Here is a 13,887-nt window from a genome sequence, read left to right on the forward strand (position 1 = left end):
CAGACCCGGCCCTTCATCAGCCTTCGCCTACTTGCACAGCGGTGTTGCTGTGGTAAGGTGCAGTTCCCAACAACACTTCCGACAGCGGAAAGAACACGGAGAATATCGTGAGCAACAAAGGGCAATTACTACAAGACCCCTTCCTGAACACCTTGCGCCGCGAGCATGTGCCGGTCTCGATCTACCTGGTCAATGGTATCAAGCTGCAGGGGCAGATCGAGTCCTTCGACCAGTACGTGGTCCTGTTGCGCAATACCGTGACCCAGATGGTTTACAAGCACGCCATCTCCACCATCGTTCCCGGCCGCGCCGTGAATTTCCAGGCGGCTGAAAGCAGCGAAGGCGGCGCCAGCTGAGCCGCAGCGTTCCGGGGATGCCCCCACCGCAGTCCACGATTTGATCCCTGATACGACCGAACGCCCGGCCGCGCCTGCCATCCTGGTGGGCGTGGATCTGGGCTTGCCCCATTTCGATTCCGAGCTGGAAGAGCTGGGCCTGCTGGCCGAGACCGCCGGCCTGCAGCCGGTGGCGCGCGTGGCCTGCAAGCGCAAGGCCCCGGACGCGGCGCTTTTCATTGGCCGCGGCAAGGCCGACGAGATCAAGGCGCTGGCCGATGAGCTCGGCGCCACCGAGGTCCTATTCGACCAGGCGCTCAGCCCGGGCCAGCAACGCAACCTGGAACGGCACCTGGACCGTCCGGTCAACGACCGCACCCTGCTGATCCTTGAGATCTTCGCGCAACGGGCGCGCAGCCACGAAGGCAAGCTGCAAGTCGAGCTCGCGCGCCTGCAGTACGTCAGCACCAGGCTGGTGCGCCGCTGGTCGCACCTGGAGCGGCAGACCGGCGGGGCGGGCGTTCGCGGCGGCCCGGGTGAAAAGCAGATCGAACTCGACCGCCGGATGATCGGCGACGCCATCAAGCGGACGCGCGAGCGGCTCGAGAAGGTCAAGAAGCAGCGCAGCACGCAGCGCCGCCAGCGCGAGCGGCGCGGGGCCTTCAACATCTCGCTGGTGGGCTACACCAACGCCGGCAAGTCCACGCTGTTCAACGCGCTGGTCAAGGCCCGGGCGTATGCGGCCGACCAGCTGTTCGCCACCCTGGACACCACCACCCGCCAGCTGTACCTGGCCGACCAGGACGGTAGTGCCGGACGGTCGGTCTCGCTGTCGGATACCGTGGGCTTCATCCGCGACCTGCCGCACGGCCTGGTCGATGCGTTCCAGGCGACGCTGCAGGAAGCGGCCGATGCCGACCTGCTGATGCACGTGGTCGATGCGGCCAATCCGAACCACCCCGAGCAGATTGCCGAGGTGCAGCGGGTGCTGCGTGAGATCGGGGCGGAGCATGTCCCGCAGCTGCTGCTGTTCAACAAGATCGACGCCATGCCGTCGGATCAGCTGCCCCGGACGCAAAGCGATGTCTACGACCTCGAGGGCGTTCGCGTGCCGCGTGTATTCGCCAGCGCCCGCACCGGCGCCGGACTGGGTGAGCTGCGGCGCCTGCTCGCGCGCGAAGTGCAAGGCCGCGACGCCCAGGAAACGGCAAACGATGCCGAATTTCACGAAACCAGCCGCCTGAACAGGCACAATTCGCACTGAAGAAACACAAGAGAACGACGCGCATGAACCTTCGACTACGCCGCCTGCCTTGGGCGGAGCTGAAAGGCCGGATCAGGGGAATGTTCAACCTGAACGATCCGCGTTGGGGACGGGGCGACGATAAGCAATCCGAGGGCAACCGGCCCGAGCGGCCGGACGACGGGCGCGGCCCCAACCAGGGGCCGCCCGACCTGGATGAGCTGTGGCGCGACTTCAACCGCAAGCTCGGCGGGCTGTTCGGCGGCAAGGGACGCCGCGGCGGCAACGACTACGGCGGCGGGCCGCCGGACATGAAGAGTGCCGGCATCGGCGCCGGGCTGGTGGCTGCGGTGGTGGTGCTGATCTGGCTGGGCACCGGTTTCTTCATCGTGCAGGAGGGCCAGCAGGCCGTCATCACGCAGTTCGGCCGCTACAAGGCCACCGTCGGCGCGGGCTTCAACTGGCGCCTGCCGTACCCGATCCAGCGGCACGAGAGCATCTACGTGTCGCAGATCCGCTCGGTCGACATCGGCCGCGACAGCATCGTCAAGGCCACCGGGCTGCGGGAGTCGGCGGTGTTGACGATGGACGAGAACATCGTCGAGCTCAAGTTCGCGGTGCAGTACCGCCTCAAGGATGCCCGCGCCTGGCTGTTCGAGAGCAAGGCCCCGGCCGAGGCCGTGGTGCAGGCGGCCGAGAGCGCGGTGCGCGAAGTGGTCGGCAAGATGCGCATGGATTCGGCCCTGGCCGAGGAGCGCGACCAGATCGCGCCGCGCGTGCGTGCGCTGATGCAGACCATCCTCGACCGCTACAACATCGGCGTCGAGGTCGTGGGCATCAACCTGCAGCAGGGCGGCGCGCGTCCGCCCGAACAGGTGCAGGCCGCGTTCGATGACGTGCTCAAGGCCGGCCAGGAGCGCGAGCGCGCCAAGAACGAAGCACAGGCCTATGCCAATGACGTGATCCCGCGCGCGGTCGGTGGGGCCTCGCGGCTGACGCAGGAAGCCGAAGGCTACCGCGCCCGCATCGTCGCGCAGGCGCAGGGCGACTCGCAGCGCTTCAAGTCGCTGCTGACCGAATACCAGCGCGCCCCGCAGGTGACGCGCGACCGGCTGTACCTGGAAGGCATGCAGCAGATCTACAGCAACGTGACCAAGGTGCTGGTGGAATCGCGGCAGGGATCGAACCTCTTGTATCTGCCGCTGGACAGGATCATGCAGCAGGTCACGCAAGGCGGCGCCGCGGCGCCGGGCGCCGGCGAGGCTCCGGCCACTGCGCCGCCGCCGCCGGTCACGAGCGGCTCCGCGCCCGACCCGCGCGGCCGCACCGACACGCGCAGCCGCGAACGCGAGACGCGCTGAGGGGGCCCAGAGATATGAACAGAATCGGTTTCATCGTTTCGTCCGCGCTGGTTGCCTTGGCGCTCCTCAGCTCCATGCTGTTCGTCGTGGACCAGCGCCAGTTCGGCGTGGTGTATGCGCTCGGGCAGATCAAGGAAGTGATCACCGAACCGGGCCTCAACTTCAAGCTGCCGCCGCCGTTCCAGAACGTTTCCTACATCGACAAGCGCCTGCTGACGCTGGACAGTCCCGACGCCGAACCCATGCTGACGCTGGAGAAGCAGCGCGTGGTGATCGACTGGTACGTGCGCTGGCGCATCACCGACCCGCTGCAGTACATCCGCAACGTTGGGCTGGACGAAGCCGCCGGCGCGAACCAGCTCAATCGCGTGGTCCGCAACGCATTCCAGGAAGAGATCAACCGGCGCACGGTGCGCGAGCTGCTGTCGTCCAAGCGCGAACAGCTGATGGCCGACGTCAAGCAGGAAGTGCTCGAGGTGGTGAAGGGCGCGCGGCCCTGGGGCATCGACGTGGTGGACGTGCGCATCACGCGCGCCGACTACGTCGAAGCCATCACCGAATCGGTGTACCGCCGCATGGAAGCCGAGCGCAAGCGCGTGGCCAACGAGCTGCGCTCTACCGGCGCGGCCGAGGGCGAGAAGATCCGTGCCGACGCCGACCGCCAGCGCGAGGTGACCATCGCCAATGCCTACCGGGACGCGCAGAAGATCAAGGGCGAGGGCGACGCCCAGGCCGCCGCGGTCTATGCCGAGGCCTTCGGTCGCGATCCTCAGTTCGCGCAGTTCTACCGCAGCCTGGAAGCCTACAAGGCCAGCTTCAACAAGAAGGGCGACGTGCTGGTGGTGGATCCGTCCGGCTCCGAGTTCTTCAAGGCCTTCCGGGGCGGCGGCGCGCCCGGCGCGGCACCCGCCAAGAAGTAGGGGCCTCAGGCCTTGGATTGGGGTGCGCTCTGGACGGCGCTGGCCCTCGTGCTGGTGCTCGAGGGCCTGTTTCCTTTTTTCTCGCCCGGCGGCTGGCGCCAGCTGTTCCTGCGGCTGCTGACCATGCAGGACGGGCAGCTGCGCTTCTTCGGCCTTTGCAGCATCCTGCTGGGGCTCTTCATGCTCTGGCTGGCATCGTAAGAAAAGCGCCCTTGTACCGCCCGGTACAATACTTTTTTTAACAGCGCCCGAAAACCATGTCCGCCTGGGTCCTGCCGGATCACATCGCCGATGTACTGCCTTCCGAGGCCCGGCACATCGAGGAACTGCGACGCGAACTGCTGGACACTGCGCGGGGCTACGGCTTCGAACTGGTGATGCCGCCGCTGCTGGAGCACCTGGAGTCGCTCCTGACCGGCACCGGCGAAGCACTGGACCTGCAGACCTTCAAGCTCGTCGACCAGCTCTCGGGCCGCATGATGGGCCTGCGCGCCGACACCACGCCGCAGGTCGCCCGGATCGACGCCCACCTGCTCAACCGGCGCGGCGTGGCGCGCCTGTGCTACTGCGGCCCGGTGCTGCACACCCGCCCCGACCGTCCGCACGCCACCCGTGAACCGCTTCAGTTCGGCGCGGAGATCTACGGCCATGCGGGCCAGGAAGCCGACCTCGAGGCGCTGCTGCTGGCGCTCGACTGCCTGAAGGCCACCCGGGTCGGCCCGCTCACGGTGGACATGGCCGACGTGCGCATCGTGCGCTCGCTGCTGGCCGGCGTACCGGTGGATTCCGCTGCCATCGGCCGCGTGCATGCGGCGCTCGCGGCCAAGGATGCCAGCGAACTGGCCGCGCTGACCCGCGACTTCCCCGCCGCCGCCCGCGAGGGCCTGCGCGCGCTGGTCTCGTTGTACGGCGACGAGAAGGTGCTGGCCGAGGCCGAAAAGGTCCTGCCGTCCTCGCCGGCGCTGCGCGAGGCGCTGGCCAACCTGCGCTGGCTCGCGGGCCATGTGCAGGGCGCCCGCATCGGGTTCGACCTGGGCGACCTGCGCGGCTACGCCTACTACAGCGGCGCCCGCTTCTTCATCTACACCCCCGGCGCCAGCGACGCGCTGGTGCGCGGCGGGCGCTATGACGAAGTCGGCGCGGTGTTCGGCCGCAACCGGCATGCCGTCGGCTTCAGCCTCGACATCAAGGAGCTCGCTGCCGTGGCGGCGAAGCGTCCGCTCAAGGCCGCGATCCGCGCGCCCTGGGTCGAAGGCGGGCCGGATGCCGCCGAGCTGCGCGAGGCGATCGCCGCCTTGCGCGGGCAGGGCGAGACCGTGGTCTGCGTGCTGCCGGGCCATGAAAGCGAAGTGGACGAGTTCCACTGCGACCGCCAACTGGCGCGCGATGGCGGCCGTTGGCGCGTGATGGCCCTCTGATCCCCTGAATTCTCTTTTTCGAAAGCCTGTGATGACGAAGACGAAGGGCCGCAATGTGGTCGTGGTCGGCACCCAGTGGGGTGACGAAGGCAAGGGCAAGCTGGTCGACTGGCTGACCGAGATGGCTCAGGGCGTCGTGCGCTTCCATGGCGGCCACAACGCCGGCCACACCCTGGTGATCAACGGCGTGAAGACGGCGCTGCACCTGATCCCCAGCGGCATCATGCGCCCCGGAGTGAAGTGCTACATCGGCAACGGCGTGGTGCTGTCCGCAGCCAAGCTGTTCGAGGAGATCGAAGGCCTGGAAAAAGCCGGTGTCGAGGTGCGTTCGCGCCTGCGCATCAGCGAGGCCTGCCCGCTGATCCTGCCCTTCCATTCGGCACTGGACATCGCGCGCGAGCAGTTGCGCGAGAAGGGCGGCACCGAGAAGATCGGCACCACCGGCCGCGGCATCGGCCCCGCCTACGAGGACAAGATCGCCCGCCGCGCCCTGCGCGTGCAGGACCTCAAGCATCCGCAGCGCTTCGCGGAGAAGCTGCGCGTGCTGCTGGACCTGCACAACTTCGCGCTCACCCAGTACTTGCACGCCAGTCCGGTCGAGTTCCAGCCGGTGCTGGACGAGTGCATGCGCCATGCCGAGCTGCTCAAGCCCATGATCGCCGACGTGTCGCGCGAGCTCAACGAGGCGCACCTGCACGGCGACAACCTGCTGTTCGAGGGCGCGCAGGGCACGCTGCTGGACGTGGACCACGGCACCTACCCCTATGTCACGTCCAGCAACTGCGTCGCGGGCAACGCGGCCGCGGGTGCGGGCGTGGGGCCGGGCATGCTGCACTACATCCTGGGCATCACCAAGGCCTACTGCACCCGCGTGGGAGGCGGCCCGTTCCCCACCGAACTCGACTGGCAGACGCCGGGCACCGTGGGCTGGCACCTTTCCACCGTGGGCGCGGAAAAGGGCGTCACCACCGGTCGCAGCCGCCGCTGCGGCTGGTTCGACGCCGCGCTGCTCAAGCGCAGCGCCCAGGTCAACGGCCTGTCGGGCCTGTGCATCACCAAACTCGACGTGCTCGACGGCCTGGAGGAACTGCAGCTGTGCACCGGCTACGAACTGGACGGGCAGCACATCGACATCCTGCCGTTGGGCGCCGACGACATTTCCCGCTGCAAGCCGGTGTACGAGACCATGGACGGCTGGAGCGAGAGCACGGTGGGCGTGACGCAATACGACAAGCTGCCTGTCAATGCGCGTTTGTACCTGCAGCGCATCGAGCAGGTGACCGGCGTTCCCGTCGATATCATCTCGACCAGCCCCGATCGTGACCACACGATCATGATGCGCCACCCCTACTTGGCGGACTGAAACGATGTTGACCGAAGACGGCAAACACCTGTACGTCAGCTACGACGAGTACCACAACCTGGTCGAGAAGCTCGCGATCAGGATCCACCAGTCGGGTTGGCAGTTCGACACCATCCTGTGCCTGGCGCGTGGCGGCATGCGCCCCGGCGACATCCTGTCGCGCATCTTCGACAAGCCGCTCGCCATCATGTCCACCAGTTCCTACCGCGCCGAGGCCGGCACGGTGCAGGGGCACCTGGACATTGCGCGCTACATCACCACGCCCAAGGGCGAGATCGCCGGCAAGGTGCTGCTGGTGGACGACCTGGCGGACTCGGGTGCCACGCTGCACTCGGTGCTCGAGATGCTGCGCACCAGCTACAAGCCCATCACCGAGCTGCGCAGCGCGGTGATCTGGACCAAGGGCATCTCGAAATTCACGCCTGACTACTCGGTGGAGTTCCTGCCCACCAATCCCTGGATCCACCAGCCCTTCGAAGCCTACGACAGCCTGCGCCCGCAGCAGCTGCTCGAAAAGTGGAAGGTCTAAGCGTTCACGTGGTTTGATCAGTGTGAAGAGGACCGGCAAAGCCGGATCGTCTTCACATGGGGAACCGCTCGGCGTGTGACTACGCGCGGCCAACGTGCCGCTGCGCGGGTAGGATGCTTGCATGAGCAAGCCGATCACGGACCTGATTCACCACCCTTACGTCCCGCCCGCGGGCTTCGCGGCCCCGCAGCCGGGCGTCTACAAGGCATCCACCGTCATCTTCCGCGACGTCGCGGCCATGCGCGCGCGCGACTGGAAGAGCAAGCAGGGCTACACCTACGGCCTGCACGGCACGCCGACCACCTTCATGCTGGAGGAGCGCATTGCCATGCTCGAAGGCGGCAGCCAGTGCGTGCTGGTGCCCAGCGGCCTGGCGGCGATCGCCAACGTCGGCATGTCCCTGCTCAGGTCCGGCGACGAGGTGCTGATTCCGCACAACGCCTACGGTCCCAACAGGGTCCTGGCCGAGGGCGAATTCAGGCAATGGGGCATCACCCACCAGCTCTATGACCCCATGCGCCCGGAGGACCTCGCGTCCCGCATCGGCTCGAAGACCAAGTTGGTGTGGCTGGAGGCGCCGGGCTCGGTGACCATGGAGTTTCCCGACCTGCCGCAACTGGCTCGCATCTGCCGCGAGCGAGGCGTGCCCAGCGGGCTGGACAGCACCTGGTCCGGTGGCGTGGCCTTCAACGGCTTCGACGCCGGAGCCGACATGGTCGTGCATGCGCTGACCAAGTACCCCAGCGGCGGTGGCGACGTGCTGATGGGCGCGATCGTCACGCGCGACGAGGCGCTTCACCTGCAGCTCAAGCTCACGCACATGCGCATGGGCTTCGGCATCGGCGGCAACGACGCCGAGGCGGTGCTTCGCTCGCTGCCGAGCCTGGCGGTGCGCTACCGCGCCCACGACGCCGCAGCGCGCCAGCTGGCCGGATGGTTGAAAGCGCGCCCGGAGGTCTCGCAGCTGCTGCATCCGGCTTTCGAGGGATCGCCAGGACACGAGCATTGGCGGGCACTGTGCGGCGGCAAACCGGGACTCAGCGGCGCCTCGGCGGAAGGACTCGCCGCGGGCCTGTTCTCGGTGGTTTTCCACGAGCGCTACAGCGTGGCGCAGATCGATCGCTTCTGCGATGCGCTGAGGCTCTTCAAGCTCGGCTACTCCTGGGGCGGGCCGGTCAGCCTGGTCGTGCCCTACGACATGAAGCTGCTGCGCCAGCCCTCCGTCTGGCCGCACCAGGGCATCCTGGTGCGCTTTTCGGTGGGGCTGGAGGACGCGGACGACCTGCGCGCGGATCTGGAGCAGGCCCTTCACGCAATGGCATGAGCGCTTCGCCGGCGCTCGGCTATCATGCGCCGGCCAAAATTGCAGAAGGATTCCCGATGAAGAAGAGGCAGTTCCTGGCGGCCGCGGCCGCAGGTGTCGCGGCCCCGCTGGCCGCACACGCGCAAAAGAAAAATGACAAGCGCTCGAGCGGTGGCCCGGCGTTGCTCACGGTGACGGGCGCCATCAGCAAGACGAATCGCGGACCGTTCGATGCCGTGCTCGACCAGATGATGGGCAAGCAGAAGCTGGCCTTCGACAAGGCGCATGCCTTCGATTTCGCCCAACTCGCGGCGATGCCGGCGGTGACGATCAAGCCGACCCTGGAATACGACCAGAGGCCGCACGAACTGCGCGGCCCCCTGCTCAGCACCGTGCTGCAGGCGGCCGGCGCCACCGGCGGCAAGCTGGCGATGCGGGCGATCGACGGCTACGCACCGGCGATCAGCGTGGCAGATGCCCAGAAGTACCGCTTCATCGTCGCGACGCACCTGGACGGCAAGCCTATGCCCCTGGGCGGACTGGGCCCCCTGTGGGCCGTGTATGACGCCGACCGCTTCCCCGACATGGCGGCCAAGCCGGTGGACCAGCGTTTTGCCTTGTGCCCCTGGGGCCTCTACCACATCGACGTGCAGAGCTGAGCCGCTTCCTGCTGGCTTCCCAGTGGCCGGGCAAATGCCTTACAGTGGGCCAATTCACCTTCAGGAGGCGTCCACTGTGGCAACCCCGAATTACGGTTACGAGAAACGACAAAAAGAGTTGGCTAAGAAGAAGAAGAAGGAAGACAAGCTCAAGGCCAAGGCCGAACGCAAGGCCGGCCTTGGCGATGCGGGGCAGGGAAGTGCCGAAGAGCCTGCGGAAGTGCAGATGGACGGCGCCCCGCCCGCGCCGCGGATTGGAGAGTAGGCCCGCTCAGGCTTCGTCGGCCAGCGACTCGGCCAGCGCCGCCATCGCCGCGGCCGAGCGGTCGGCGAGCACCAGGTCGTGCGCCTGTCCGAAACGCTTGAAGTTGCGCTGTATCGACGCCGCGTAGCCCGGGTCGTAGTGCTTCTCAAGCAGTTCGCGCACCACGCTCTCGCAATCGCCGGCGCGCACCCGGTCCTGCCACTGTCCGACCAGCGCTTTGCCACGCAGCTGTGTCAAGGCCGCAAGGCGTTCGCAGAAGAAGGCACCGTCCTTGACGAAGAAGTCGTAGTCTTCCATCAGCAGCGCCACGCGCTCCTCGTCGGCCAAGACCAGGCGCAGGCACTCGCCCTGGCGCATGCATTCAATCAGGGCCTCGGGCACCGCCAGGTTGCCGACCTTGCGGCTTTCGCTCTCGACGAACACCGGGCGCGACGGGTCAAACCCGCGCAGCCGGTTCCAGACCAGGGTGTCGAAATGCTTTTGCGAAGGCTGCGATTGACCCGGAATCAGGCCCAGCACCGAGCTGCGGTGGCTCGCCAGTCCTTCCAGGTCGAGCACCTGCGCGCCGGCAGCGTCCAGCGCCTGCAACAGCCGCGTCTTGCCGGAGCCGGTGGGCCCGCAGATCACGCGCCAGCGCAGCCGCTGGGCCAGCGGCGGGAGCGACCCCAGCACCGCGCCACGGAAGGCCTTGTAGCCGCCTTCGACCAGCGTCACGCGGAAGCCGATCTGGCCCAGCACGAGGGCCAGCGACCCGCTGCGCTTGCCGCCGCGCCAGCAGTAGGCCAGCGGCTGCCAGGTGCGGGGTTTCTCCAGCACGAAGCGTTCGATGTGCCGGGCGATGTTGGCCGCGACGAGGGCGGCGCCGCGCTTTTGCGCCTCGAAGGGGCTCACCTGCTTGTAGATGGTTCCGATTAGCTCGCGCTCGGCGTTGTTGAGCGACGGCCAGTTCACGGCCCCGGGCAGGTGGTCGTCCTGGAACTCGGCTTCAGTGCGCGCATCGATGATGGTGCTGAACTCGGAGAGCCGCTCCATGGCCTCCGCGGCGGGAATGGCCTGCACGCTCATCGCAGGAGCTTCTTCAGGTCGGGCCAGACGTTGTCCAGCATGCGCGGCTGCGCCTCGGCCGTCGGGTGGATGCGGTCGGGCTGAAACCAGCGCGCCGGGTCCGGCCCGTCGACGAGGCCCGCCAGCAGGAAGGGCGCGCCGGAGGCCTGGTTGGCCTTGGCCACCTTCTCGAACAGCCCGGCGAAGCGGTTGGCATAGTCGGCGCCGTAGTTCGGCGGCACCTGCACGCCCACGATCAGCACGCTGGCGCCGGACTTGCGCGCGGCTTGCGCCATGTGGGCCAGGTTGTCCTCGGTCATCTGCAAGGGTAGCCCCCGCAGCGCGTCGTTGCCACCGAGTTCGATGACCACGATATCGGGCTTGTGCTGCGTGAGCAGGGACTGCAGCCGCGACCGGCCACCGGATGTCGTGTCGCCGCTGATGCTGGCGTTGACGAGCCGGGCGGCGATCTTCTGCTGCGACAGCCGCTCCTGTAGCAGCGCGACCCAGCCGGTGCCGCGGGACAAGCCATACTCGGCGCTCAGGGAGTCGCCGACCACCAGGATCGTCCGGGGCGCCGCGGCGTTCGCGAGCGTCCAGGGAGCGGTCAGCGCCGCCGCGATAAAGTGGCGGCGTTTCCAACCTGCACAAGAAATGTCCGAATCCATCATCTCCGTCGAGCACGTACACAAGTCCGTCAGCGATTCGACGGGCACGCTCGACATTTTGCGCGATATCCATTTTTCGCTCGCGCCTCGCGAAACCGTCGCGATCGTCGGCGCGTCCGGGTCCGGCAAGAGCACGCTGCTGTCCATCATTGCCGGCCTGGACACGCCCACGCGCGGCACTGTCCGGCTGGCCGGCCAGGACCTGTTCGTGCTGGACGAGGACGATCGGGCGGCGCTGCGGGCGCGCCAGGTGGGCTTCGTGTTCCAGAGCTTCCAACTGCTGGGCAATCTCACCGCGCTGGAAAACGTGATGCTGCCGCTGGAGCTGGCCGGGCGGCGCGACTCGCGCAAGGCCGCCGCCGAGATGATGGAGCGGGTGGGCCTGGGCGCCCGCCTGGGCCACTATCCCAAGGTGCTGTCAGGCGGCGAGCAGCAACGGGTGGCGCTGGCCCGCGCCTTCGTCGTGCAGCCGGCCGTGCTGCTGGCCGACGAGCCGACCGGCAGCCTCGACTTCGCCACGGGCGAGACTGTCATGCAGCTGATGTTCGACCTGAACCGGGAGCGGGGCACGACCCTGGTGCTGGTGACGCACGACCGCGGCATCGCGGCGCGTTGCGAACGGCGCATCAGCATCGACGCCGGCCGCGTTGCCAATGACGAGGCCGCCGCGGTTCCTGGTCCGGCTAGTGCCGCCTTGGCAGGGAGTGCTTGAGGGAGCGCAGGAACAGTTCCCGCTGTGCGGGCTGGTCGATGTTGCCTGCCACGGCCTCGACGAAATGCTTGAAGCTGGGCGAGCGTGCGGCTTCCCTCTGGACCAGCACCCGGGCCATCGGGCCGATGTATCTCGACAGCTGCTGTTCCACTGCGGCGATCTCTTCGGGCGTCGCGTCCAGCCGCGGGACCGAACGCCTCGCGACCGGCGTGCGCGCGGACGAGTCGCGCCTTCCGCTGGCGGGCTGGCTGACCGGGGCGCTGTGGCCGCCGGCGCTGAAGGCTTCGCGCGACTTGGGTTCCTGGATGGAGGGGGCGAGCGCCTTGCGCAGCGCCGCCGTGGTGGGCGCCAGCGCCTGCGCCTTGCGCACCAGCACCCTGGCCAGCGGGCCGATGTGGCGCGCGAGCTCGGCCTCGATCTCGTGGACCTCGCCCGGATCGAGCGACGTGCCCTTGACGGGCAGGGTCTGGGTGTAGCCGGTGGAAGGCCCTTCGCGCTGGGTGGTATGCACGCCGCGCTGTGCGGCCACCGCGTACACCTCGTGCATGCGGCCGTGCTTGTCCTCATGCTGGCCGAGGAACTGGAACAGGCCGGCCGTGTCGTCGGTGATGCGCGAGATCACGTCGTAGTACGAGCGCGAGACCAGCACCTGGTTGCTGCGCGCGAAGTCCATCACGCGCTGCGCGACGTTGATGCCGTCGCCGACGACGTTCACCCGGTCGTTGATGTCGGAGATCACGCGCACCGGGCCCATGTGCAGGCCGATGCGCACCGTCAGGGCTCGGCGCTGCTGCAGCAGGTCGCGCAGCAGCATGGCGGAGTTGAGCGCCTCCTCCGGGTCGCCCATGAAGCAGATCGCGGCGCCGTCGCCGGTGTCGATCGAGATGCGGCTGTCCTCAGGCACCCCCCTGAGCGCCCTGGCCAGCATGTCGTTGAACAGTTTCCGCAGCGCCACCTGGTCGTCGACCGAGCGCTGCGAGTAGCCCACCAGGTCCAGGAACATGATGGTGCACAGCAGGTTGCGGCGCATGGAACTCGTGCTGCCGGAGGGCACGCTGCCGGGCATCGAGGGGGCGTGGCCGGCAACGGCTATGGCGGCCGGGTCCGGCGCGACTTCGATGTCGACCTGCGGGCGCTCCGGCTGGTCCGCGTCCTGGATGGCGGCCCTGAACGGCGACACCGCCTGCGGGCGCCGGCTCTCGTCCGGGTGCATGGCCCACTCGACCGCCAGCAGCAGCGGCGCGCCGAACACCCCGGCCTCGGCCAGGCTGGACACGGGAAGCATGCTGTCCTGCTTGACGCGGGCGGCCGATTCCATCGGCTTCTTGCCCGTCATCATCCAGTACATGACCGCGCCGATGGAATAGAGGTCGGTCCACGGCCCCTGGTTGCCTTGCGAGTGGTACTGCTCGAAGGGCGCGAAACCGGGGCTGACGATATTGGTGAGGTCCTGTTGCGCCGAGACGCGCCGCGCCGCGCCGAAATCCAGCAGCACCGGCGTGCCGTCGGCGCGCACGTAGATGTTGTCGGGCTTGATGTCCCGGTGCAGGAAGCCGTTCTTGTGGACGGCTTCCAGCCCGTCGAGCAGCGGGTGGATGACGGACAGCAGCGCATGCCGCGACAGCGGCGCGTTCTGCGGCACCCAGCGCTTGAGCGACTGCCCCGATTCGTACTCCATGACGATGTACGCCGTTCCGTTCTCGCGGAAGTAGCGCAGCACGCGCACGATGTTGGGGTGCCGAAAGGTCGCCAGGGCGCGCGCCTCGTCGAGGAAGCGCTCCAGGCCCCAGTCGTACTGCTCCTGGTGGGCGGCGTTTCCGCCGCGCACCCGTACCGAGCTGTCGGATTCGCGCGTGACCAGGTCGCCGGGGAAGTATTCCTTGATGGCGACCGGCAGCTGCAGGTTGCTGTCGCGCGCGAGATAGGTGATGCCGAAGCCGCCGCCGCCCAGCGTCCGCTCGATCTCGTAGTCGGCCAGCCGCATGCCCGCGGGCAGGGATGCGGCGTCGCCCGGTGCGGGCGGCGCGCTGACGGGAGCGGCGTCCGCTGTCATCCTTGGCAGGCCCG

General features: G+C 67.9%; 15 protein-coding genes. 12 read left to right on the forward strand and 3 right to left on the reverse strand.

Annotation, left to right across the window (positions count from 1 at the left end):
- The first annotated feature begins 107 nt into the window (after positions 1 to 107).
- The 11 genes from hfq (at position 108) to UC35_RS21340 (ending at position 9,396) form a co-directional block, all read left to right on the forward strand.
- Positions 108 to 356: an RNA chaperone Hfq gene (hfq, locus tag UC35_RS21290; RefSeq protein ID WP_061503275.1), complete on the forward strand. Its 249-nt coding sequence runs from the start codon at positions 108 to 110 to the stop codon at positions 354 to 356.
- A gap of 40 nt (positions 357 to 396) precedes the next feature.
- Complete coding sequence (hflX, locus tag UC35_RS21295) at positions 397 to 1,599, forward strand: GTPase HflX (protein ID WP_415752688.1); 1,203 nt, start codon at positions 397 to 399, stop codon at positions 1,597 to 1,599.
- A gap of 23 nt (positions 1,600 to 1,622) precedes the next feature.
- The gene (hflK, locus tag UC35_RS21300) at positions 1,623 to 2,939 is read left to right on the forward strand and encodes an FtsH protease activity modulator HflK (protein WP_061503278.1); all 1,317 of its coding nucleotides are present in this window, start codon (positions 1,623 to 1,625) and stop codon (positions 2,937 to 2,939) included.
- A gap of 14 nt (positions 2,940 to 2,953) precedes the next feature.
- The gene (gene hflC / locus UC35_RS21305; protein WP_061503280.1) at positions 2,954 to 3,859 is read left to right on the forward strand and encodes a protease modulator HflC; all 906 of its coding nucleotides are present in this window, start codon (positions 2,954 to 2,956) and stop codon (positions 3,857 to 3,859) included.
- 12 nt (positions 3,860 to 3,871) lie between these two features.
- Entirely contained in the window at positions 3,872 to 4,060 is a 189-nt protein-coding gene (locus UC35_RS21310; RefSeq protein WP_061503282.1) for a DUF2065 domain-containing protein, read from the forward strand.
- A gap of 56 nt (positions 4,061 to 4,116) precedes the next feature.
- Positions 4,117 to 5,277 (forward strand): ATP phosphoribosyltransferase regulatory subunit, encoded by a 1,161-nt coding sequence (locus tag UC35_RS21315; protein WP_061503284.1) that lies wholly within the window; start codon positions 4,117 to 4,119, stop codon positions 5,275 to 5,277.
- A gap of 31 nt (positions 5,278 to 5,308) precedes the next feature.
- Complete coding sequence (locus tag UC35_RS21320; RefSeq protein WP_061503286.1) at positions 5,309 to 6,640, forward strand: adenylosuccinate synthase; 1,332 nt, start codon at positions 5,309 to 5,311, stop codon at positions 6,638 to 6,640.
- Between the two features lie 4 nt (positions 6,641 to 6,644).
- Positions 6,645 to 7,169, forward strand: a complete 525-nt coding sequence (locus UC35_RS21325) for a phosphoribosyltransferase (RefSeq protein ID WP_061503288.1) — start codon at positions 6,645 to 6,647, stop codon at positions 7,167 to 7,169.
- 121 nt (positions 7,170 to 7,290) lie between these two features.
- Complete coding sequence (locus UC35_RS21330; RefSeq protein ID WP_061503289.1) at positions 7,291 to 8,493, forward strand: PLP-dependent transferase; 1,203 nt, start codon at positions 7,291 to 7,293, stop codon at positions 8,491 to 8,493.
- A gap of 56 nt (positions 8,494 to 8,549) precedes the next feature.
- A complete protein-coding gene (locus tag UC35_RS21335; protein ID WP_061503291.1) occupies positions 8,550 to 9,131 on the forward strand; it encodes a hypothetical protein in 582 nt (193 codons plus the stop codon).
- 76 nt (positions 9,132 to 9,207) lie between these two features.
- The gene (locus UC35_RS21340) at positions 9,208 to 9,396 is read left to right on the forward strand and encodes a hypothetical protein (protein ID WP_061503989.1); all 189 of its coding nucleotides are present in this window, start codon (positions 9,208 to 9,210) and stop codon (positions 9,394 to 9,396) included.
- Positions 9,397 to 9,402: 6 nt separating this feature from the next.
- On the opposite strand, the gene mnmH is transcribed toward UC35_RS21340, so the two are convergent.
- Positions 9,403 to 10,461, reverse strand: coding sequence for a tRNA 2-selenouridine(34) synthase MnmH (mnmH, locus tag UC35_RS21345; RefSeq protein WP_061503294.1), 1,059 nt, complete (start codon positions 10,459 to 10,461; stop codon positions 9,403 to 9,405).
- Positions 10,458 to 11,108, reverse strand: coding sequence for an arylesterase (locus UC35_RS21350; RefSeq protein WP_061503990.1), 651 nt, complete (start codon positions 11,106 to 11,108; stop codon positions 10,458 to 10,460). Before UC35_RS21350 ends, mnmH begins: the two co-directional genes overlap by 4 nt.
- Here UC35_RS21350 and UC35_RS21355 point away from each other — a divergent pair.
- Entirely contained in the window at positions 11,095 to 11,820 is a 726-nt protein-coding gene (locus UC35_RS21355; RefSeq protein ID WP_061503297.1) for an ABC transporter ATP-binding protein, read from the forward strand. The two genes, UC35_RS21350 and UC35_RS21355, sit on opposite strands and share 14 nt — an antisense overlap.
- Here the strand turns inward: UC35_RS21355 and UC35_RS21360 are convergent.
- The gene (locus UC35_RS21360; RefSeq protein ID WP_061503299.1) at positions 11,792 to 13,873 is read right to left on the reverse strand and encodes a protein kinase domain-containing protein; all 2,082 of its coding nucleotides are present in this window, start codon (positions 13,871 to 13,873) and stop codon (positions 11,792 to 11,794) included. The two genes, UC35_RS21355 and UC35_RS21360, sit on opposite strands and share 29 nt — an antisense overlap.
- Between the last annotated feature and the right edge of the window lie 14 nt (positions 13,874 to 13,887).

The organism is Ramlibacter tataouinensis (genome assembly GCF_001580455.1).
GTDB lineage: Bacteria > Pseudomonadota > Gammaproteobacteria > Burkholderiales > Burkholderiaceae_C > Ramlibacter > Ramlibacter tataouinensis_B.

Bases quoted from the DNA above. Each gene is read 5' to 3' on its own strand.
- UC35_RS21355 (WP_061503297.1), top strand. From the start codon at position 11,095: ATGTCCGAATCCATCATCTCCGTCGAGCACGTACACAAGTCCGTCAGC.
- UC35_RS21330 (WP_061503289.1), top strand. From the start codon at position 7,291: ATGAGCAAGCCGATCACGGACCTGATTCACCACCCTTACGTCCCGCCC.
- hflK (WP_061503278.1), top strand. From the start codon at position 1,623: ATGAACCTTCGACTACGCCGCCTGCCTTGGGCGGAGCTGAAAGGCCGG.
- UC35_RS21315 (WP_061503284.1), top strand. From the start codon at position 4,117: ATGTCCGCCTGGGTCCTGCCGGATCACATCGCCGATGTACTGCCTTCC.
- UC35_RS21360 (WP_061503299.1), bottom strand. From the start codon at position 13,873: ATGACAGCGGACGCCGCTCCCGTCAGCGCGCCGCCCGCACCGGGCGAC.
- UC35_RS21325 (WP_061503288.1), top strand. From the start codon at position 6,645: ATGTTGACCGAAGACGGCAAACACCTGTACGTCAGCTACGACGAGTAC.
- UC35_RS21335 (WP_061503291.1), top strand. From the start codon at position 8,550: ATGAAGAAGAGGCAGTTCCTGGCGGCCGCGGCCGCAGGTGTCGCGGCC.
- mnmH (WP_061503294.1), bottom strand. From the start codon at position 10,461: ATGAGCGTGCAGGCCATTCCCGCCGCGGAGGCCATGGAGCGGCTCTCC.
- UC35_RS21350 (WP_061503990.1), bottom strand. From the start codon at position 11,108: ATGGATTCGGACATTTCTTGTGCAGGTTGGAAACGCCGCCACTTTATC.
- UC35_RS21320 (WP_061503286.1), top strand. From the start codon at position 5,309: ATGACGAAGACGAAGGGCCGCAATGTGGTCGTGGTCGGCACCCAGTGG.
- hflC (WP_061503280.1), top strand. From the start codon at position 2,954: ATGAACAGAATCGGTTTCATCGTTTCGTCCGCGCTGGTTGCCTTGGCG.